Below are 20442 nucleotides of genomic sequence, written 5' to 3' on the forward strand. Positions count from 1 at the left end.
CTGCATCCATTGGATGCAGGTCCTTCTTCTTTTTATCTGATTAAGCTGTTACCGCTTCGAGGTCATCTTCCTCGTCACGATCGAATGCCGCACGGTCGAATTCACCTTCGGATTCTGCTACAAGCAATGCTGTAACTGTTGTACCTGTTGCATTAACTGCTGTACGACCCATATCGATCAGCGCTTCGACGCCAAGTACAAGACCCATACCTTCTAGCGGCAAACCAAGTGCTGTCAGTACAACTGTCGTGGAAATCGCAGCTGGTCCCGGAACCCCGGCAACACCAATGGAGGAAATTATGCTTACTAAGACAAGGATAAAATACTCAGACGGTCCAAGCGGAAGATTGTAAACCTTCGCTACGAAAATCGCTACAACCGCCGGCCACACGCCGCCGCAGCCGTTGAAGTTCATTGTCGCGCCGAGCGGTGCTACGAAGCTGGCAATACGCGGTGATACGCGAAGACGCTTCGTGATAACTTCCAAGTTCACAGGCAGCGTAGCGTAGCTGCTGCGTGTTGTAAATGCGACAGCGATCGTCGGATACGCTTTTTTGAAAAACTTAATAGGGTTAACCTTCGCTACCAGCAGCACCAAGCCGCCGAAGATCAAGACGAAGTGAATGATTAATGCTACATAAGAAGTGAGGATAATTTTGGCAAGCGGAGCAAGTGTTTCAAGACCATACTTCGACGCCATCCCTGCGATCAAGGCATATACACCATAAGGTGTCAGACGAATAACATACTTAACAACCTGGTGCATCACAGCTGTTGCTGATGTAATAAACGATTTAACGGCTGCTACGCTTTCCGGCTTTTTGGAACCCACGTGTACAATCGCTACTGCTACGAAGATCGCGAAGATCAGAACCGGTACGACCTTTCCTGTCGCCATATCGTTAATCGGGTTGGAAGGCACCAGATCCAGAATAACTTGGGAGAACGTCGGAATTTCTTTTGCTTTAAAATCTTTCGGTACAGCCTGCGCAATCCCGTTACCCGGATCGAATGCCAGGGCAACGACCAAACCGATGATGGATGCAATCCCTGTTGTTAGCAAGAACCAGCCGATTGTTTTCAAACCTAGTTTACGAAGTTGACCCAGGCTCGATAAAGAAGAAATACTATTAATAACTAAGATAAGGACTAGAGGCATAACGAGCATTTTGATCAAGTTAACATAAATCGTTCCGATCGTACTGACACTCTTGTACTCCAAATGCAATTGGTTAAACACTACGCCGGCCACAAGACCAAGACCCAAACCGATGAATACGCGGTTACCGAAGCTTACTCTTTTTCTCCCCAAGAAAACGAGCAAACCAATTATTATTATTGATACGACTAAGCTGACCCAGTTCGATGAAAATGCGGTGACTAGGTTGTTTTGCACTAGAATCATCTCCTTAATTCCTACGAGGTTACTTGGTTTAATGGGATAAGAATATGACATTAGAAGTTACATGTCAATGGTTAATTTTAAAAAAATCAAAAAAACCGAATTTCACCCTCGAAAACAAGAGATAAAATGCGGTTTTCATGCACAATGTTTGAGTAAACACGAACAAAAATTACATTGTATGCTGATCATGAACGACAGCGACCAAGTACCACGACCCGCCCGAATTCTCGAAAACGAGTCTCAAACTGGTCCAGTCCATTCCTTGATATTGCGGATCAAAGCCGGGAAAATGGTATTCCACCGTTATGAACGCTGATGTCGGGTAAATGCTGAACACATTATTGATCATGTTTCCCTTGCCGAGAATCACGTTATAGCTGATTTGCGGCGCAGCTGCGAAGTCTTGATTATATACGAATTTATCCCAATAATCCGGAAAAGTAAGATCAATCGGATCGCCTGATCCGTCATACTCCCCCCAATGCGCGGTGCTGGTATTGACCCAAAGTGCGGCTAGCCCGCTGCCCGTCACCTTGATATCACTGGTTACATTAATATGGGAATAGGGCGAGAATTGAACGCCTTTTTTCGGATGGATTAGCGCAGCCAGTTTATCCATATCCTTCTCTTTCAACACTTGTATCGTTTCTTTCGCTCGCTGCTCAATTGCTTTCTTGGCATCGGATTCCTTGGCATAAGAGGTAGGCGCTGGCTTCGTTGAGTTAGTTGGCAGTTGTGATCCGGCAGCTGTAGTTGGCGTATTAGAAGGAGTCGTGCTGGCTGCGGGAGATGAAGTGGTAGTTGGCGCGGATGAGGAATTTGTGTTTGTTGGTACTGCATTAGGACTTGCGGTTGAACTTGTGCTTCCACTCGTATTCGTGCCTGTGCTCGTGCCAGTGTTTATAGTTCCACTAGTTGCTTGCCCCTTCATACATCCTGCCATCACACATACTAAAGCCGTTACCAGAACAATCCCTGCCATGCGTCCCCCCATAATACCCACTCCTCCATGTCATTGACTTCCTTATACTCACCAGACGCATCCAATGCTTGGGAAGTTACAAGTTCTGCGTCATCTACAATAAAAAAGGCTATTGCCCATGGAGTAGGGTTTGGGTAGCGGCCGTTTTCGGTTGCCCTGTGGGCTGCAATGGCAGAAAAAAAACAAAATAAGAGCCTCTAGAGGCTCTTATCCCAATCTCCCGGCTCGGATCCATGAGCCGAAGCAGCAGTCCCATTTCAGATCCGGATACCGGCGCTGAAATGATTATAGTCATCCGAGGACGGGTCGAAGGCCGCCTCTTCCTCGCTTGGCACGGCGTCAGCGTCACGCGCTGAGGCGTAGCTGTCGGGCCAATCCTCATTCACGGTGTGCGCCGGGATGCGGATAGAGCCCTCCAGATCGTACGCCATGGCGAAGGTCGACGGCTCGGATTGCAGCGGCTCCCGCTCCACTAGGCGGCCGCCGTGCGACTGCGCGATCTCGAGCGCCGAGGTCATCTCCTGATCGTCGAGATGGATGTGCAGCGTCGTCCCCTCTCCTTCCAGCAGCTCAGGCTTATAGCCAAGCTCCTCCAGGGTATCGAGCGCTAACAGCGCATCCCGCTCCTTATCGAATTCAAAAAAGATAGGAACAAAGTTCTTCATCGCATAGCATCCTTTCTTCCTCCAAATGAAAAGTCTGCCATTAGCTTCTGCAACTTGTTCTCAGCCTATTCTATTTAATGGCTTGCTTCACGATTTTGAGCAGTTCCTCGTGGTATTCAGGCACAGCAGCCACGATGTAAGCCGGTGCCCCCTGCCCAGCGCCGACGCTCGCGCCTCTGTTTGCCCTTGAACCTATACCCGCCCCGCCCAGCAGCGCAAGCGGATTACCGTCAAAATCGGTCACCTTCACGCCCGCCTCCTGCGCAAGCAACAAACCTGCATACAAATCCTCGCCTTCGGAGTTATACAAGACAATGCCGTGCAGGTCGCCTCTAGCCAGCATAGCCCAGGTCAAAGACGGGGCCCACATGCGCAGCACCCTTTTCACGGATTGCTCAAGATGATGCCTAAGCTCCAGCGCTCCTTGATCGTTTTTGCCAACAGCATGACCCTGAATCCACGAAATGGTGGATTTAACCAACGCTCCGCTCGGCTTCGCCGCAAGCCTCATATCTTCCTGCCAAGCGCCTTCTCCCTTCAATGCAGCATAATTAAGCCCCAGCGCAGAATCGTGGATAACGCCAAGCACAATACGGCCCTGATAGCTTAATGAGACGGATACCCCATAAAGCGGTATTCCCAAAGCGAAATTATTCGTTCCATCCAGCGGGTCCACATGCCACACCCAATCGCTTTCCGCGCCGCCTTCACCAGCTTCTTCGCTATAGATACGATGAGTCGGAAAAACCGCCAAGATCTCATCCACAATCAACCGATCTGCGGTCACATCAACCTCGGTTACCAAATCGCCGCGCTCATCTTTATGCTCAATATTCAACTTACTGCCAAAGCGTTCTCTTGCCAGATTCCCTGCTTTGGACGCCGCTTTTACAGCAACTTCTCTAGCTAATGACCACTCGTTCGGATTCATATCCCCAAGCCCCTTCATATAAACATTCTTAGTTGTACCCATTTTACCATATGTCCCCAGTGAAAGTTACCTTGTATGAAGCTTCCTACATTGACAAGCAGCCTCTTCATAAGTGATAATATAGCAAAATCTTAAGCGATATGAGCAGTCGAAAGGGGCATTACGAGCATGGTAAAGCATCATCAACACAAGATTTTGGATTGTACGATTCGGGACGGCGGTTTGGTGAACGATTGGGATTTTAGCGTGGAGTTTGTCCAAGACATGTATCGCGGCTTAAGTGCAGCCGGCGTAGAATATATGGAGATTGGCTACAAAAACTCGGAAAAACTGCTGAAAGGCGGCGCATCCGGCCCTTGGAGATTTTTGAATGAAGCTTTCCTGCGTGATGTCATTACCAAAAAGACAGATACCAAGCTGTCTGCACTCGTAGATATCGGCCGCGTCGATGAAAGAGACATTTTGCCTCGTGAAGACAGCTTGCTGGATCTAATCCGTGTCGCTTGTTATATCAAGGATGTGGACAAGGGTCTTGAGCTTGTTCAAAAATTCAACGACATGGGCTATGAAACATCCCTAAACATTATGGCTCTGTCTCATGTAATGGAAAATGAGCTTGTTGAGGCGTTCGAAGAAATTAACAAAAGCTCTGTTGACGTTGTCTACATCGTAGACTCCTATGGCAGCATGGCTCCTAAGGATATCGATTACCTCGTAACGAAATTCCAGCGTCTGCTTCCTGAAAAAGAGCTCGGCTTGCACATGCATAACAATATGCAGCTTGCTTTTGCCAACACGATTACTGGCGCATCCAGAGGCGTAACGTTCTTGGATTCCTCCGTATACGGAATGGGCCGCGCAGCAGGAAACTGTACAACAGAATTGCTGCTCAGCTACTTGAAAGGCGCGCGCTACGACATTCGTCCGGTGCTCGAAATCATTGAGAAACACATGATTACTATGCGCGAGAAATGGGATTGGGGTTACCTTATTCCTTACATGATCGTCGGAGCGCTTGATGAGCATCCGCGTACAGCGATGGCGCAGCTCAGCTCCGCGGAAAGAAATAACTTCGTTGATTTCTATGACCGTTTGACTTCCGTTGAGACCGTACCTGTTACTAAAGGTTAATCCGCTCTAAGTATGAAACCCCTTGTCGACCCTTCCTAAGGCATCGCCTTCGAATGGATCAGCAAGGGGTTTTTTAGCATTTGCAGGTACAAGCGTTATTTGATAATTTTAGCTGCCACGACGTAGTCCTCTGCATATTCCCGGTCAATGAGGAACGTAAATTCCTCTCCCTCCCTGCGGGCGCTCCCCTTTTTGCGGAATACTTCTATATACTCACTGTCAATAAGTTGTTTACATTCCTCATCTGAGTAAATCAAACCGCTCTCTAGACGTTTGAGAGCTTCGACCATCAATTCGCGCGACTTTAATCCGCCTTCAATTTCCACATAAATTCTTCCGGCAGCATCCTGGTCCTGCAGCAAGATCGCCACTCTCTGTATGGCTTTGTCGCCTGTTTTTTTATCCGGTGATATGCTCATCTGTTTTGCTCCTTTATCCGTTTTCTCTGTGCTAGTTTATGTCGGGAAGGGTGACCGCGGACTAGGCAAATGATCACTCTATGAAAGACTGGGCTATAAGAGCCTGCGTACACATGTATGTAAAAGCACCTAACCTGAGAAACTAAGACGATGAATCGACGCCGCTATCTTAGTTGGAGCTGGGAGTGAATATCTTTTCGCATGAGCCGCATATTGCTGATCGAGGACGAAGAACGGATCGCCCGCGTGCTGAAACTGGAGCTTGAGCATGAGGGTTATGAAGTACATACCAAATCTGACGGGCGCACAGGGCTGGACGCTGCTCTGACTGAGCCCGAATGGGATCTAATACTGCTGGACGTTATGCTGCCTGAGCTAAGCGGCCTTGAGGTCTTGCGCCGTATACGCCAGGTAAATCCTACACTGCCGATTATTTTGCTGACTGCTCGCGATGCCGTGTCGGACAGGGTCAGCGGATTGGATCAAGGCGCTAACGATTATGTTACGAAGCCTTTTGCCACGGTTGAACTGTTGGCACGTATCCGCAGCTTGCTGCGACAGCGAAGTTTGCAGGACCAGCCGGCCGAACAGCCTCATCTGCTGAAAATCGACGATTTATCGATGGACTTGAAAAGCCGGTCCGTTGTCCGTGAAGGAACTACGATTGAGCTGACGCCAACGGAGTTTGAGCTGCTGCGATTCCTTATTCAACATCAAGACGAAGTCATGACGAGGGAACAGATCATCTCCGAGGTTTGGGGATATGACTTTGTAGGGGATACGAACGTGGTTGACGTCTATATTCGTTATCTGCGGCAAAAGGTGGACAAGCCCTTCTCCTCCAAGTTGATACAGACCATTCGCGGGGTCGGTTATTTGATAAAGGTTGAGTCTTCACCAGAGGATGCAGCAGGCGGAGATGTCCCCAAAGAGAAGCCCCTATGAGTCTAAAACTGAAAATTACATTGGGCGTCACTGTCGGTCTTATGTTGATCCTTTTTATCAGCTTCACCTTTGTCTACTATATGTTCATTCGAGTGACAACCAAAGGCGAAGCCGATTTGCTCAAAGAAAAAGCCCGAACACTGCTGTTGAAGGATTTGCCGAATCATCCTGAGTATTGGCGGGACAATTCCCAGATGGAAGAGCTCCTCATCCCGCAGGAAATGCTCCGCTATATTTCTCCGGATGCCAAAGTCATTTATCAAATCTATTCCGATGAGAACCTGCTTCGCTACCCCGTCATTTATGTTAACAAAGATACAGTCATCGTAGAAACCGCATCAGACGGAATTTTTGTTTTTGTGAAAATGCCTGTTTTTAAAGAAGGGCATCAGATTGCAACTTTGGAAATTGGACGCAGCCTGCGCAGATTGGACCAATACGCGAACATGCTCATCTCTGTCCTTCTCTTAACCTCCACAGGAACGCTGATTTTGGCTCTCGTCGGTGGTTATTTCTATACGAATGTTCTCTTCCGTCCCCTCCATTATTTTGCAAGCACGATGCAGAACATTGAGCAAAGCGGATCTTTCCGGCATATCAACCTGCCAATGAAGGCGACGAACGACGAAATGATGATGCTTGGAGCCACATTCAATAGGATGATCGACAGGCTGCAGGACATGTTCCAAAAGCAGGAGCAGTTTCTTGCCGATGCTTCCCACGAGCTGCGTACACCGCTCACGATCATTGAAAGCTACGCCAGCTTGCTGCGAAGATGGGCTTTCCATGATGAGAAATTACGGGAGGAAGCTCTCGAAGCTATCATTTCCGAATCCGCCCAGCTGAAGGTGCTCACGCAAAATCTACTCTCCCTTACGGACGTTGTCCGGGAAAACTGTGAGCAGAACGTTTCCTTTGACCTGCTTCCACTTGCCCGGCAAACCGTAGCTTCGCTTCGCATCACATCCGGCAGAGACATTGAGGTACAGCTGGATTCGGACAGGCAAGAGCTTCTTATGGCGGGCGATTCTTATAAAATTAAGCAGCTGCTCATTATTTTGATTGATAATGCTCTAAAGTACAGCCAACAAAAAGTCGTACTTTCCATAAGTCTTACCGAGGATAAATGGGTCATTCTTAAAGTCGTCGATCAAGGCATCGGCATTGCCGAAAATGATATTCCCCACCTCTTCGACAGGTTCTATCGCAGCGATAAAGCAAGGAACCGCAAACAAGGCGGCGTGGGTTTGGGACTGGCTATCGCCCTGCATATCGTGCAGAAGCATAGGGGTACTATTGAGCTCCAAAGCCGCTTGGGAGAAGGGACTTCGGCTATTGTGAAGCTGCCTGTAACGTGTCAATAAAAACATTTTAATAGGATTCTCACGGTTCTCTCAGAAAGTAGGAATAATCCAGCAGTACCATAGAGAAAGGGGTTACAAGGTAAATAATAGGCGGGTTTTCATCTGGTATACTTGGGGCATGTCAACGAAACAGCCGCAAGTTACTCATATAGAAGAGTTTGGCGAAATCAATTCCAAACAACTCAACTCTAGGGGGAAACCAAGATGAAAAACCAAAATAACTGGTACAAAAAATTAGCCATTACGGCCCTGACCGTTTCCATAGGACTTTCTGCAGGAATGATCTCCACACCTCATCAAGCTGATGCAGCGACGAACTCAACCATCGAAGCATCCATTACGGCTACTTCCCGCGCAAGCCAAGTCATCGGTATTGGTAAGAACTATTTGGGAAGACCTTATCAATTCGGCGCAAGAGCAGGCCAAACCAGCACGTTCGATTGCTCGTCTTTCACCCAATACGTGTTCAAGCGTGCAGGCGTTAACTTGCCGCGCACATCCAAGGACCAAGCACACGTGGGCAGCTACGTTTCCAGAAGCAACCTTCGCGCAGGCGATCTTGTATTCTTCTCCATTCCGGGCAAACCGGGCGTAATTAATCATGTAGCTATCTACATGGGGAACGGCAATCTCTTGCACACTTACGGTGCCGGCGGTGTACGTATTACCAACATTCATAGCGGTACTTGGTCATCCCGTTATATGACCGCTCGCCGCGTGCTTTAATAGAGCGAGACGAAAAGGAGCTAAGCGGCTTGTACCTGCTTAGCTCCTTTATTTTTGGCATCCACTGCTGCGCTCTAAACTCCCCCCTTAATAACGTATATACGCTTCAACGTAATTTTCATTCAAGCCGCGTTTTCGCACTTTAATCTGCAGCAGTCGCTGCTTGTAGCTCACTCTAGCCGTTCTAGGCAGCACCAGTGTCGGCATCTTCACGATCTTGCTCTTGCCGCTTTGGAAGCCGCTCAGCTTCAGCTGATTCGATTTCACAAAAACTCGAAGAGCCCTAGGGTCTTCGCCTTTAGCTATTTTCACTTTGATAATGACATGTTCATGCGTTTCAAAAATTTCCGCGCCGGAGGCTTCCTGGGAAGAAACGCTCGCATCCATGCCCGGCATCGCTTTTTTCAGCATGTCCTGTACATATCCCTCAACCCACGTCATATTATCTAGAAAGGTCTGCCCTTTTTCACCGAAAGGCAGCTTTTGCCCAAGAAACTTTTCTACGTGCTCCCACTTTAGCCAAGGATGGCGATTAAACCCGCTCAAGCCTATCACCTCGTTTTCTCTTGCAGTATATGTGCCTATGCCCTGATGTGACACTAATCTGAAATTGAGATCACCTCTGGGCGAATACCTCATATACTGAAAGTGTGATAAGCCTGAAGCAAGGGAGGCCTAGTATGCCATCTATCGTAGGAAATGTGAAGATCATCAGCGTCGGGTCTAGCTCAGTCGTCCACTTCGGCGACACCTTCATCATCGCGCCAAACAGTTCTTCCAAAACATTTGCTGGAGCAGGCTCCTTTAATACGGGTGATTTCCCCCGCATCTATAATGCATATAGTACCACCGTCACGAACGACTCGGATCTCATCGAAGCGAACGCCACTAGCGGATTGATCGTCTAGGCTGAGCGATTTCAAGCATAGCGAGGTGTTCCTCCACTATGAACATGATCATTCATCAAACCATCATGATTCAACAGCTGAAAGTGAACTCCGTTGCCAACTCCTCCGTCCTCCAAATCGGCACCGCGGGATCCATTCGTTCATTATCCAATCTGTATAATACAGGCGGCTTTGTTGAGCCTACGCCAGAGCTTGGTTCGAGTGCAGTAAACCCAGTCTCCCTCGTGCGTTTGCCTCCTCCAACCTGACGAGAGCCAGTACCATGGAAAAAAAGCATTCCTACCCTACAGGTTTTCCTAATAAAAACCGGAAGGAGGTGCCATATAATATGCATAACTCAATCACATGGCAGCAATGGGCCCAGCAACTCTCCGCCTATATTGAAATGCAGAAACAACGTATCGATAAACTAGAGCAAACCGTCACAAAACTGCAATCCGACCTCGACGCCATGAAGGATCAAAAACGAATCCACATTGATAAAATCGAATATAACTTTGATCAGCTCAAAGTCGAAAAGCTGGACGGAACCTTAACCATAGGCATCAGCCCTAGTTCGCTGGATAATGTCGACGACTTCACAGTCAATGGTGCCTCAGTAGGCAAGGATGCTGGGCAGAATCAGAATCAGAATCAGGATCAGAATCAGAATCCTTTTGCCCAGGGACAGGGTCAAGGGCAGGGACAGGAACTCGGAATCGGGCCTGAACAGGCTGGCTATAGACAAGAGCCGATGACAAAGCAACAGAGGTCAGATCTAAGGCAAGTTCAATCAGGGGGTGGCATGCAGCAGGAAGTTTCTGATAGCATTGCCCATTATCTGCAGTATGGGCTCCAATCAGACATGCTAAATCTGGAAAATAAATACCAGTACCATCTGGATGAAGATTACAAAGATCTCATTGTTGAAGATATTCGTAAACAACTGGATACCCGTATCCAGCATTATGTCAACCAATACCGCGGCGTTGGATTCAAAGAACCGATGGAGGCCGTAACGACCAGCATTATTGATAAAACCAAGCAAGACATCATCAGCGCGATTGAAAGCTACATATCAAGTCTACCAAGAAAAGAGGGCTAATTATGTTCAATTTGCATGTGGAAAACAAACAGATTTTCGTAGGCGATGTCCGAATCGTCGGGGTAGCCAGCTCCTCCGTCTTTCTCATTGGCGATACGGAAGTGATCTCCTTATCCTCCATGTTCGATACGCCTCCGGAAGCCGTCATCATATCGCCGTACATCCCTGTGCCGGGAGAGGGGTGAGCTGTGGCTCGCCTCTCTATCGTTGGCTACGTCTATGTAAATTCCATCGGCTCCAGCAGCGTCATGCAGGTGGGAGACAACGTTACCACTGCTTTGGAAACCAATGTCTTCGCCGTACAACGCGAAGTTCCAATCTATTACGGGAATGAGGGCAGCTTCAAGGCATATCCTTTCTATCGTCGCCCAATTCCCGTTCCTCAACCACCTGAGCCTTTCACAATGTGTGTGGATAACTTAGGATCATATATTCGGGTGAGAGGCATTCGTATTCTAGGCGTTAATTCCACCTCAGTGCTCCAGATTGGCAGCAATCGCATCATCGGCGGCGAGTCCCGGGTCAAAAACATCCGTCAGTTCGTCACCAATAAACCTGGTCCTCAAGAACCAACAACCTTCCTCAAGTTGGGCAGCGAGGATGTCATCGGCGGCGTCCTGCCTGCCATCAAGCCTCCGCTTGGCTTATGAGGCGGGCAAAACAAAGAACCGCCCCAATGGGAGCGGTTCTTTAAGCGGTGCTCACTTCGTGAGCAGCGGCTGGACACGGCTGAGCAGCGTCGCCATCTCTGCGCGCGTCAAAGACGCGCTAGGGCGGAACGTGCCGTTCGCGAAGCCGTCGACAAGGCCATTGCTGCTCATCGCAGCAATAGCCTCCGCCGACCAGCTTCCTGCCGGCACGTCAGAAAAGCGCTTCGCAGCGGTAGAACCGCTCTGCGAAGTCAAGTGCAAAGCGCGGGAGAGCAGCATGCTCATCTGCTCCCGCGTCATGATCTGATCCGGCGCGAAGCGGTCGTCGCTGATCCCCTCGATCAGCCCGCTCTGCTTCGCGATCTGGATATCCTGCCACGCCCAATGGGTGGCTGGCACATCCGTGAACGAGGCGCTGCTGCCAGCGGCCTCGTTTTTTAAGCCGAGCATGCGCACGATAATCGTCGCGGCTTCTGCTCGCGTGAGCGCCGCGTCCGGCGCGAACCGGTCTGCGGCGGGGCCTAGCATCCAGCCGCGGTTCGCCGCGGCGAGAACGGCCTCTTGCGCCCAGTGCCCTTGCATGTCACTGAAATAGAAGCCGTCCGACCACAGACCATAATAATCCCAGGTATCGGCTGTCTCTTGATTCAGGCTCCAGCTCCCGGTGCCTTTCAAATTGTACTTGCTGACCAGTTTCAGCTTTTCCTTCAACGATTGTTCGTTCTCGAACCAAACGGTGTAATCCCCTGTCTCTAGCTTATTGCCATTAATGCTAGACTCTACGTCGGTAGGACGGATTGTAAACGTGGCGACAGGTGACTGGCTGGCAGAATCAAAACGAACAGATCCACCGTACGTAGTAATGAGTTTGCTAAGCGTTTGGGCTGATATGCCTGAGCCGTTAGCAGCTGCATTTTGATTCCAGTACCTTCCGTAGAAAGGAACCCCCAACACAATTTTATTTGAAGGTGCCTGAGAAACCGCATATTGAATCGATTTCTCCACGAAGGGCAAACTAGCCACAGGCCCGGGTGTCGGATCTCCTGGATAGCTTTCGTCATAGGCCATGACCATTAAGTAATCACTTACGGCTGCTAACGCCTTATAATCATACAATCCAGTCCACCCCGTTGTCGTACCGGTTGGATTGGCGGCCACTGCAACGGAAACTTCCTTGTCGTTCGAAAGCTTTTCACGGAGTATTTTAACCAAATCGGTGTATTTATCCCGGTAGGCGGCATCCACATTCTCAATGTCCAATTGAATACCGTCGAGGTCGTTATCCTTAATAGCCTTAACAATTTGATCCGCCAGAGCTTCGCGGCCATCAATCGCTTTCCCCCCAAGTATCCGATCAAAATCATTGCTAAGAAAAGGAACAACCCGCTTTCCTCTCTGATGCATGTCCGTGATGAAAGAAGCTTGCAGGGTATCCGATAACTGCAGGCTGCCATCTGCATTTATATGAAAATAACTAGGCGCAACGACATCAAGAGTTTGTCCGCTTTTATCCACTTGTGACGTATACGAACTCGGATTCCCGAAATACATATAAGACATATTGAATTTACCTTGGGTGGAGCTTGCTTGGGCTTGAGCATCATGCGGTCCCGTGCTTGTCGCTATCGTTAGTATCCCCGCAACTGCTAATGTCACAACGACTTTACGCCATCGCCTTTTGGTGCGCATTTTACTCATCCCCTTTTTAAACATAGTGTCATTACTCTATCATCCTAGAAAACCAATAAATAGGCTAGGAATAAATATTGGTAAACGCAAAAAAACCGCTATACAGTGGGCGATGAGCCCCTCTAGCGGTTCGTTGTTCTACGGATATTTATCCAAATCTTGTTGATAGAATTGGAAGTGATTCCTGCCTTTCCCCTTCACTTGATAGAGGGCGACGTCCACTTCTTTCAACATGTGTGAAGCCTCTGTTTTATCGGATTGATACATCGTAATTCCCATGCTGACCGTAGCTCTAAATTGTTGGTCCTGAACTTCCCAGGGCTGATCCACGCACTGCAGAATTCTCTGTGCCACGTTTTTCACATGCTCCTCGCACTCTACGCCCGGCAAAAGAATCGTAAACTCGTCGCCGCCCATCCTGGCAAACATATCAACATCGCGTAAGCAGCTTTGAATGCGGTGGGCAAAATTCTGCAGGAAGGCATCCCCCACATCGTGCCCCATCGTATCATTTATCATTTATCATTTTAAAATCATCAATATCGATATATAAAAGCGCAAAAGGCCTATTCGTTCGTTTGGCCTGCAAAAGCATTTGCTGCAGTTGTTCCTTGAACAGCCGCCTGTTTGGCAAACCTGTCAGGGGATCATGGAACGCCATGGCGATTAACCGGTTCTCATGATTTTTGCGCAGCGTAATGTCATTAAGCACGAATGAAATCTCCGTAAGCGTTCCGTCCTCGTTACAGATGGGCAGCGCGGTGCATTCAAACCAGTTGAAGCTCTCGCTCGTCCCCTTCATCCGAAACTCCAGCTTACTGCTGGTGCTTGTCTGCAAGGTTTTGATAAACATTTTATGGAAATCCATACGGTATTCAGAATCGATGAAATCTGCAACTTGCTGAAAATCCTCAGGTATAAAGCCGATTACCGGGTTAAAGCTCTTAGACGCATAGGTCAGATTCCCATGAACATCGAATATGCAAAAGAGATCCCAAGCCTGCTCAATGAATTGGCGAACGAAGATGTCCTTCTGCAACCATGGATGTGTAACAGGACTCAAATCAGCCGAATGACTCATTACTTTCGTCGCCCCTTTCTCTACTGAAGCACAGAGACAAGGGTAGATTAGCACGGGAACATAAAGATTTCATAAAAACCAACTTAAATTTGCGTCAACTAATGCAATTTTCCACCTTTTTTCATCATGTTTCGCCATTATTCGGGACTATTGACCTTCCAAAGTGCCTCTTTCTATCAGAAACAGGACCAAATCTCACCATTTGTCAATAAAAGGATAGAAATTTTTGGGAGAATCGTTCTATAATATAGTAGTATTTGCGAGCGGGAACTCCGCTCCCATCATGAGCCGTTCCGTTGCTGAGGAGGATTTCTAGTATGGCAGGTGAAACAATTTTAGTTGTGGATGATGAGCAGGAAATTGTCCAATTGATCCAGCTCTATTTGGTTAGGGAAGGATACAAGGTCATCAGCGCCAACAATGGACAAGATGTCTTTGAGATCGTAAAGGAACACAAGCCCGATCTTATTATTCTGGACATTCTGCTGCCAGGACTTGATGGCATAGAAGTTTGCCGACAACTCCGCAAAACAAGCAATACGCCAATTCTGTTCATCTCTTGCAAAAGTGAAGATATTGATATTATTCTCGGATTAAGCATGGGTGGCGACGACTATATGACGAAGCCTTTCAGTCCTAGTCAACTTGTGGCACGGGTGAAGGCCCTTCTACGCCGTAATTCCATCCGCGAACAGCATCAGGACGACCCGCAGCTCGTGAAGTTTCCGGGGCTCGAGATCGATCTGGTCAGCCACATCGTCCGCGTCAATGGACAGACCATCTCACTGTCGGCCAAGGAATTCGATTTGCTTTCCTTAATGGCCAAAACCCCGAATCGGGTTTACAAAATCGAGCACTTGTTTGAGCTTATCTGGAGCCTGGATAGTATGGGTGACCCGCGAACGCTCATCGTACATATTAGCAATCTGCGCAAGAAAATTGAAGCGAATCCAGCTGAGCCTCGGTACATTATTACCGTACGCGGTGTCGGCTACAAGTTTAACGGTTCTGCGGTCTAGAACAATCGGTCCCACCATGCCGAGAAGTAATTCTGCAAAGGAACAGCGGCTGCCGCTATGACAAGAGCCGGAAGCATGTTGGCGACATTGATTTTTTTGATTTGAAGAATATTGATGCCTACACCAATGACCAGTACGCCGCCGACGGCTGTAATTTGAATGATCATCGCATCCAGAGAGGCTTGGCTGAATGCCATAGCGATCACTGTTGCAGCCAGTGCAACCGTCCCTTGCATGACGAACACGGACACAGCTGAGAAGATCACGCCGACCCCTAAGGTCGAAGCGAATATAATGGATAGAAATCCATCCAGCAATGATTTGGTGTACAAAATATCATGATTATGGCGAAGGCCGCTGTCCAGTGGACCCAGGATCGCCATAGCCCCGATGCAGTAGACAAGCGTACAAGTTACGAATCCTTCGGAGACGCTCCCGTGTTGATCCGATGCGCCTTTGCGCATTTTGGCCTGCAGCCAGTCACCGAGCTGACCTAAACGGTATTCGATGCGAAGCAGTTCTCCAAGAATGCCTCCGATGACGAGGCTTATTATGACAAGAACGATTTGACTCGACTTCAGAGCCATCGTAATCCCCAGCACAGTGATCGCGAGCCCCAGGCCCTGCATCACTGTGCTTTTTATGCCTTCCGAGATGCGAGGCAGCAGCATCCCTAATAATCCCCCAACAATAATGGCGATAGCATTCACTATCGTCCCCCATAACGCCATTCTGTTCATTTCCCTTCTGTCTAACAAAGTCTGTAATCCGTGTATGACAACCTTATCATTCTACACGATTCGACTCATAATTTCCTCCCTCCTTGGAAATGGTATGGATAAGCAACAGGAAAGGAGGAATACGGCATGTCTAAAGACAAATCGATGGACCCGATGACAGGCGATACGGTGGAGACAGACGGTATTTATGCCAATGAGGCAGGGCAAGAGGTTACTCTCAAACGCGGTGATGAATTTCCTGCGGACCTCGTACTGGGCCGCACAACTTGGGATTTACAGGGCTTTGCGGAAGAGGCCGAAATTGACCACGATCAAACGGAGCTGAATCCGATGCGCAAGCGTGCGGATAACCGAACCTAATCTTAGAACCGGGCTGCGACGAATGCGGCTCGGTTTTTTGCCTCATTATGGTATACTAAGGGGATGATATTAAGCGCTGGAGGAACAAGCATGAACGGGAAACGCATTATTATAGTGACTGGCGGCACACTTGGCGATTGGGCCCTGGGAGTCATTCAAAAGAACGATATATTGGTGGGCTCTGACCGCGGCGCTTTGTATTTGATTCAACATGGCTATAAGCCGCATATTTCACTTGGGGATTTTGATTCGGTAACGGCTGAGGAATTAAGCCTCATTCGCTCTTCAAGCCTTTCGTTCATCGAATGCGACCCGGTTTACAAAGATTTGACGGACACAGAGATGGCCTTCAATTGGGCGCTCGCCGAACAGCCGGAACAGATTATCCTGCTAGGGGCGCTAGGCACCCGCTTTGATCACTCGCTAGCTAATGTACATTTGCTTCGCAAAGGTACGGAGCTTGGCATTTCGTGCTCTATTATTGATTCTAACAATCAAATCCTCGTTATGAATCAACCGACTCGCATTGAACGCGGGAGCTACACACACATCTCTCTGCTTCCGCTTAGTTTAAAAGTAACAGGCATCACGCTGCACGGCTTCGCATATCCGCTTCACGAAGCGACACTCGAGATCGGCCAGTCTCTCGGCATCAGCAATATTCTCCAAGAGCCGGAAGGTCTTATCGAGCTTCAAACAGGCCTTCTTCTTGTCATTCAAAGCAAAGATTAACCGCGCGCATCCATATATGCGAATGCAACAGCATTTCTTCTACATAACTGATATTGGGACTGACTGCCGACTGGCTGTCAGTTTTTTATTTCCAGAATTCTCCCCCTGCCGCTCAGGTATAATTCTCCCAACCATTGCTTACAAATAGAGTAATAGAATATTCCTCTAGAAATGGTTGGTGTGCCGATGAGCTTTCCTAGAAAGAAAATCCTAGGGTATTCGTTATTTATCGCGGTTTTCACGATAACTCTGCTGCTCTTAACCAGCTGCCTTTCGGCTGCGAACAACGGGACTAAGGGAGCCTTACCTGCCGCTTCATACACGAATGCAGGCCAAGCCCTGATCCCGACCGAAACTGAAGCTCTATCAGACATGCCAGAAGAGCTCCCCGCTTTAAAAGCGGACAAGTCCGAGCCCGAAGCTGACCCTCCCGTTGGAAATGAACCTGGCGCTGGACCCGAGCAAGCTTCAAACGTAGGATACACCCTGTTTCTTCCGCTCGCAGCGGACACGAAACCCGCGATGCCTACCGTTACTTCGGATACTTACGTTCCTATAGTTCCGCCTGCGAGCAAACCGGACAAGTCGGGCAAGCCTTCGTCAAAAATCAGCATTCCTGTGCTCAACTACCACAGTGTAGCGATAGATCCAGGGAATATCGTCGTTATTCCCCCTGACAAACTGGATGCCCAAATGGCGTACTTGCATGATCATGGCTACACGCCGCTTTCACTGGAAGCATTTATACGTCTCCTGGAAGGAGACAGTTCCGAAAAAGCCCCGGAGAAACCGGTGCTGCTCACATTCGACGACGGCTACCTCGATAATTACGAGCAGGCGATGCCCATTCTGGCGAAATACGGCTTCCGCGCCACCCTCTTCGTTTCCCCTGGCATGACCGAACAGGACGGCTATCTCACTTGGGAGCAGATTAAGAAAATGCAAGCAGGAGGCTGGGATATTCAGCCGCACGGCATGTCGCATCCACACCTCCCCAAACTTTCGGCAGACGAGCAAGCCTATGAAATCGTGGAGGCCAAAAAGCAAATTGAAGAGCGGCTCGGAACCAAAGCGGATGTCTTCTGCTACCCGTATGGCGAACATAACAAAACGACGCTTAAACTTCTTAAGCATCACGGGTTTCGATATGCCTTTACAACCGAACAAGGCTTTGCGACGAACGAGCAGTCCCCTTACCTGCTGAAACGGCTTTTTGTTAATGGAGAGGAAGATCTGAATGCTTTCATAGCCAAGCTCCCTAAGCTCAAATAGGGGGCTTTCTTTTCATAATCATGGTCCAAAATATCTACTTTTATAGTATAATATACCTATTAACATAGAGGAGCATCTCCATGACGCAATTTAATAAACGCTCCAGCTTCAGAATTCATCTCCAAATACCATTAACCGCCCTATTCAAAATTATAGGGATCAAAAATAAAGCCACCGACACCAAACACTCCAAAATCATGATCAAGGATATCAGCTCCGGCGGTATTCGAATGCATACCCCTCTGAACCTTCCTACCGAGATGAGCCTGCTGCTGGAATTTACTTTTCATCTGTTTCATCAGGAAATGAAAATACTAGGTGTCATTAAACGAAAAACGATGCTGAAGCCCTCCCTCTATGAATATGGGATTGAATTCAGCATCGCAGATCCGACTCTCGAGCAGCAGCTGACTAGTCATCTGATTCTGTTAGGTTCTCGTTTAAGGCATACCAACGTACTGGCTAGCTGCAGCTTCTGCTCCGATGCAGACATGTCGGACATTTTCTCAACGACCTACGACATTACATAGCGGCAGCAAGCTTTTGGACGAACTGTTCCAGGTAGCGCTGATCGATCTCATCAAAACGGCTCAGGCTTGGGCTATCGATATCCAGCACTCCGATCAGCTCTTCCCCTCGAAGGATCGGAACGACGATCTCCGATTGGGAGGCGGCGTCGCAGGCGATATGGCCGGGAAATGCATGAACGTCATGTACAAGCACGGTTTCCCGACGCGCGGCAGACGTACCGCATACTCCTTTACCGAGCGGAATCCGAACGCAAGCCGGCAAGCCCTGGAAAGGCCCCAGAACGAGCTCTTCCTTCTCTTGGTCAGTGTCCAGCAGGTAGAACCCCACCCAATTGATATCGGTCAAAAATTGTCCGAGCAGCGCCGCTGCATTCGCTAAATTGGCAATTCGGTTCGGTTCGTCATGTATCAATGCTTCAACTTGCTGAATCAGCAAGGTATAATTGTCTTCTCTTGTTCCTTCGTAGCTTGACTTCGCAAACATCGATGATCACCCTTCTTCCCCTTATCATTCACTCTCATCATACCAAAAAGAGCCTGATCCCGCCAAAGGGTAAGATCACCAGGAAATAACTTCTAATGTTGAAGTGCAACTGCAGCTTCGTTGCGTGCTCGAGGACAGCTGTGTTGATTTAATTCACTCACGTGAGCAACGGCCGGCATTGAACAGCCTTGTTATATTGTATTTTGTACAACGATATTGCTAAGAATGGTCCCTAGAACTCTTCTTCATTGTACTATGTACAACATTTTGGCGGGAATAGGACTGATTTGGGCTTTTTCCGCTAAAATGATTGTATTTTATACAATGGAGGGAGAGGTTGCAGGGGGAATGCAGTATTTTTATTGCACAATGTACAACGAAGGTTGTCGCCTGCAGCTGTGCCTCTTGGCAGTGATGGGTTGTGATGGGTTGTGATGGGTTGTGATGGGTTGTGTTGTGACAGGCAGTGACAGGCAGTTAGTTATGGGCATCTATGTTAAAAAAGACAGCCGGCATGATCGAAAATGCCAACTGTCTTTTTCATTATGTTTGCCCGTAATATGCTTTAGCTCCATGCTTTCTCAGGAAGTGCCGGTCCAGGAGCGTTTGGTCCATGGGCTGAATCGCCGGGTTCAACTGGAAGGTGTGGTAAGCGATTTTCGCTACCTCCTCCAGCACGACTGCGTTATGCACCGCATTGTGCGGGTCTTTGCCCCAGCTGAACGGCGCATGGCAGTTCACCAGCACACCCGGAACCATGGCCGGGTCCAAGTCCTTGAACGTCTCAATGATGACGTTGCCCGTTTCCAGCTCGTAGGCTCCCTTAATCTCAGCCTCCGTCATGAGACGCGTGCAGGGGACCTCCCCATAGAAATAGTCCGCATGCGTTGTACCCAGCGCCGGAATGCCTCTTCCGGCCTGTGCCCAGCTTGTCGCCCACGGCGAATGGGTATGCACGATGCCGCCAATCGTCGGGAATGCGCGGTACAACGCCAGATGGGTCGGCGTATCCGAGGAAGGCTTCAGCTTGCCTTCAACGATCCTGCCTTCCAAATCGACAACGACTAGGTCCTCAGCCTTCAAATCCTCGTAAGGTACACCGCTGGGCTTGATCACGACGAGCCCCTGCTCCCGGTCAATCCCGCTGACATTGCCCCATGTGAACGTAACGAGACGATAGTTGGGCAGATCCAAATTCGCTTCCAGCACCGCTTGCTTCAAATTTTCCAACACTCTCTCTCAACACCTTCCGAATGAATGAACGTATAATGTTCTATTATACACTTGTACGTACATGTTATCTAGATAGTCGCGAGATAAAGTTT

General features: G+C 48.7%; 26 protein-coding genes. 14 read left to right on the forward strand and 12 right to left on the reverse strand.

The genetic code is table 11. The annotated features are described in order from the left end of the window. Nucleotides 1–40: 40 nt before the first annotated feature. From J2Z65_RS19035 to J2Z65_RS19050, 4 genes are all read right to left on the reverse strand, one after another. Nucleotides 41–1396 carry a cation:dicarboxylate symporter family transporter gene (locus J2Z65_RS19035; RefSeq protein ID WP_167052865.1) on the reverse strand — a complete coding sequence of 452 codons (1356 nt, stop codon included), beginning with the start codon at nucleotides 1394–1396 and terminating at the stop codon, nucleotides 41–43. Between the two features lie 178 nt (nucleotides 1397–1574). Beyond that, nucleotides 1575–2399 (reverse strand): hypothetical protein, encoded by an 825-nt coding sequence (locus J2Z65_RS19040; protein WP_167052867.1) that lies wholly within the window; start codon nucleotides 2397–2399, stop codon nucleotides 1575–1577. A 245-nt stretch (nucleotides 2400–2644) separates the two neighbouring features. Beyond that, nucleotides 2645–3052 carry a hypothetical protein gene (locus J2Z65_RS19045; RefSeq protein ID WP_167052869.1) on the reverse strand — a complete coding sequence of 136 codons (408 nt, stop codon included), beginning with the start codon at nucleotides 3050–3052 and terminating at the stop codon, nucleotides 2645–2647. A gap of 70 nt (nucleotides 3053–3122) precedes the next feature. Next, nucleotides 3123–4025, reverse strand: coding sequence for an inositol monophosphatase family protein (locus tag J2Z65_RS19050; RefSeq protein ID WP_240159484.1), 903 nt, complete (start codon nucleotides 4023–4025; stop codon nucleotides 3123–3125). Between the two features lie 126 nt (nucleotides 4026–4151). Here J2Z65_RS19050 and J2Z65_RS19055 point away from each other — a divergent pair, with 126 nt between their 5' ends. Next, nucleotides 4152–5114, forward strand: coding sequence for an aldolase catalytic domain-containing protein (locus J2Z65_RS19055; RefSeq protein ID WP_167052871.1), 963 nt, complete (start codon nucleotides 4152–4154; stop codon nucleotides 5112–5114). Between the two features lie 95 nt (nucleotides 5115–5209). Here J2Z65_RS19055 and J2Z65_RS19060 read toward each other — a convergent pair whose 3' ends face one another. Then, complete coding sequence (locus J2Z65_RS19060) at nucleotides 5210–5533, reverse strand: hypothetical protein (protein WP_167052873.1); 324 nt, start codon at nucleotides 5531–5533, stop codon at nucleotides 5210–5212. A gap of 201 nt (nucleotides 5534–5734) precedes the next feature. Here J2Z65_RS19060 and J2Z65_RS19065 point away from each other — a divergent pair, with 201 nt between their 5' ends. The 3 genes from J2Z65_RS19065 (at nucleotide 5735) to J2Z65_RS19075 (ending at nucleotide 8568) form a co-directional block, all read left to right on the forward strand. Continuing rightward, nucleotides 5735–6478 carry a response regulator transcription factor gene (locus J2Z65_RS19065; protein ID WP_167052875.1) on the forward strand — a complete coding sequence of 248 codons (744 nt, stop codon included), beginning with the start codon at nucleotides 5735–5737 and terminating at the stop codon, nucleotides 6476–6478. Beyond that, on the forward strand, nucleotides 6475–7842 hold the full coding sequence (locus J2Z65_RS19070) for a sensor histidine kinase (protein WP_167052877.1): 1368 nt from the start codon (nucleotides 6475–6477) through the stop codon (nucleotides 7840–7842). Before J2Z65_RS19065 ends, J2Z65_RS19070 begins: the two co-directional genes overlap by 4 nt. 204 nt (nucleotides 7843–8046) lie before the next feature. Then, the gene (locus J2Z65_RS19075) at nucleotides 8047–8568 is read left to right on the forward strand and encodes a C40 family peptidase (RefSeq protein WP_240159485.1); all 522 of its coding nucleotides are present in this window, start codon (nucleotides 8047–8049) and stop codon (nucleotides 8566–8568) included. A gap of 87 nt (nucleotides 8569–8655) precedes the next feature. Here the strand turns inward: J2Z65_RS19075 and J2Z65_RS19080 are convergent, their stop codons facing one another. Continuing rightward, a complete protein-coding gene (locus tag J2Z65_RS19080) occupies nucleotides 8656–9114 on the reverse strand; it encodes a hypothetical protein (protein WP_167052879.1) in 459 nt (152 codons plus the stop codon). 134 nt (nucleotides 9115–9248) lie between these two features. Between J2Z65_RS19080 and J2Z65_RS19085 the strand changes: the two genes are divergently transcribed. The 5 genes from J2Z65_RS19085 (at nucleotide 9249) to J2Z65_RS19105 (ending at nucleotide 11210) form a co-directional block, all read left to right on the forward strand. Next, complete coding sequence (locus tag J2Z65_RS19085) at nucleotides 9249–9476, forward strand: spore germination protein (protein WP_167052881.1); 228 nt, start codon at nucleotides 9249–9251, stop codon at nucleotides 9474–9476. A gap of 38 nt (nucleotides 9477–9514) precedes the next feature. After that, nucleotides 9515–9724 (forward strand): spore germination protein GerPB, encoded by a 210-nt coding sequence (locus J2Z65_RS19090; protein WP_167052883.1) that lies wholly within the window; start codon nucleotides 9515–9517, stop codon nucleotides 9722–9724. Between the two features lie 80 nt (nucleotides 9725–9804). Continuing rightward, a complete protein-coding gene (gene gerPC / locus J2Z65_RS19095; protein ID WP_167052885.1) occupies nucleotides 9805–10560 on the forward strand; it encodes a spore germination protein GerPC in 756 nt (251 codons plus the stop codon). Between the two features lie 2 nt (nucleotides 10561–10562). Beyond that, entirely contained in the window at nucleotides 10563–10745 is a 183-nt protein-coding gene (locus tag J2Z65_RS19100) for a spore gernimation protein GerPD (protein ID WP_193580765.1), read from the forward strand. A gap of 3 nt (nucleotides 10746–10748) precedes the next feature. After that, nucleotides 10749–11210: a spore germination protein GerPE gene (locus tag J2Z65_RS19105; RefSeq protein WP_167052887.1), complete on the forward strand. Its 462-nt coding sequence runs from the start codon at nucleotides 10749–10751 to the stop codon at nucleotides 11208–11210. Nucleotides 11211–11261: 51 nt separating this feature from the next. Here the strand turns inward: J2Z65_RS19105 and J2Z65_RS19110 are convergent, their stop codons facing one another. The 3 genes from J2Z65_RS19110 to J2Z65_RS19120 all read right to left on the reverse strand — a co-directional run bounded on the left by J2Z65_RS19110 (nucleotide 11262) and on the right by J2Z65_RS19120 (nucleotide 13980). Further along, nucleotides 11262–12899 carry an S-layer homology domain-containing protein gene (locus J2Z65_RS19110; RefSeq protein WP_167052889.1) on the reverse strand — a complete coding sequence of 546 codons (1638 nt, stop codon included), beginning with the start codon at nucleotides 12897–12899 and terminating at the stop codon, nucleotides 11262–11264. A gap of 138 nt (nucleotides 12900–13037) precedes the next feature. After that, entirely contained in the window at nucleotides 13038–13418 is a 381-nt protein-coding gene (locus tag J2Z65_RS19115) for a diguanylate cyclase domain-containing protein (protein WP_167052891.1), read from the reverse strand. Continuing rightward, nucleotides 13408–13980: a sensor domain-containing diguanylate cyclase gene (locus J2Z65_RS19120; protein WP_167052893.1), complete on the reverse strand. Its 573-nt coding sequence runs from the start codon at nucleotides 13978–13980 to the stop codon at nucleotides 13408–13410. Before J2Z65_RS19120 ends, J2Z65_RS19115 begins: the two co-directional genes overlap by 11 nt. Nucleotides 13981–14297: 317 nt before the next feature. On the opposite strand from J2Z65_RS19120, the gene J2Z65_RS19125 reads away from it, so the two are divergent. Continuing rightward, nucleotides 14298–14999, forward strand: a complete 702-nt coding sequence (locus tag J2Z65_RS19125) for a response regulator transcription factor (RefSeq protein ID WP_167052895.1) — start codon at nucleotides 14298–14300, stop codon at nucleotides 14997–14999. Here the strand turns inward: J2Z65_RS19125 and J2Z65_RS19130 are convergent. Then, entirely contained in the window at nucleotides 14996–15730 is a 735-nt protein-coding gene (locus J2Z65_RS19130) for a DUF554 domain-containing protein (RefSeq protein ID WP_167052897.1), read from the reverse strand. The genes J2Z65_RS19125 and J2Z65_RS19130 overlap by 4 nt on opposite strands. A 135-nt stretch (nucleotides 15731–15865) precedes the next feature. Here J2Z65_RS19130 and J2Z65_RS19135 point away from each other — a divergent pair, with 135 nt between their 5' ends. The 4 genes from J2Z65_RS19135 to J2Z65_RS19150 all read left to right on the forward strand — a co-directional run bounded on the left by J2Z65_RS19135 (nucleotide 15866) and on the right by J2Z65_RS19150 (nucleotide 18633). Further along, nucleotides 15866–16099 (forward strand): hypothetical protein, encoded by a 234-nt coding sequence (locus J2Z65_RS19135; RefSeq protein ID WP_167052899.1) that lies wholly within the window; start codon nucleotides 15866–15868, stop codon nucleotides 16097–16099. Nucleotides 16100–16189: 90 nt separating this feature from the next. Beyond that, nucleotides 16190–16831: a thiamine diphosphokinase gene (locus tag J2Z65_RS19140; protein WP_167052901.1), complete on the forward strand. Its 642-nt coding sequence runs from the start codon at nucleotides 16190–16192 to the stop codon at nucleotides 16829–16831. A gap of 186 nt (nucleotides 16832–17017) precedes the next feature. Then, nucleotides 17018–18103 carry a polysaccharide deacetylase family protein gene (locus tag J2Z65_RS19145; RefSeq protein WP_240159486.1) on the forward strand — a complete coding sequence of 362 codons (1086 nt, stop codon included), beginning with the start codon at nucleotides 17018–17020 and terminating at the stop codon, nucleotides 18101–18103. 80 nt (nucleotides 18104–18183) lie between these two features. Next, on the forward strand, nucleotides 18184–18633 hold the full coding sequence (locus J2Z65_RS19150; RefSeq protein ID WP_167052905.1) for a PilZ domain-containing protein: 450 nt from the start codon (nucleotides 18184–18186) through the stop codon (nucleotides 18631–18633). On the opposite strand, the gene J2Z65_RS19155 is transcribed toward J2Z65_RS19150, so the two are convergent. Both J2Z65_RS19155 and araD read right to left on the reverse strand, forming a co-directional pair. Next, on the reverse strand, nucleotides 18626–19117 hold the full coding sequence (locus tag J2Z65_RS19155; protein WP_167052907.1) for a GAF domain-containing protein: 492 nt from the start codon (nucleotides 19115–19117) through the stop codon (nucleotides 18626–18628). The genes J2Z65_RS19150 and J2Z65_RS19155 overlap by 8 nt on opposite strands. A 543-nt stretch (nucleotides 19118–19660) precedes the next feature. After that, on the reverse strand, nucleotides 19661–20350 hold the full coding sequence (araD, locus tag J2Z65_RS19160; protein ID WP_167052909.1) for an L-ribulose-5-phosphate 4-epimerase: 690 nt from the start codon (nucleotides 20348–20350) through the stop codon (nucleotides 19661–19663). Between the last annotated feature and the right edge of the window lie 92 nt (nucleotides 20351–20442).

Source organism: Paenibacillus aceris (assembly GCF_017874035.1).
GTDB classification, from domain to species: domain Bacteria; phylum Bacillota; class Bacilli; order Paenibacillales; family NBRC-103111; genus Paenibacillus_E; species Paenibacillus_E aceris.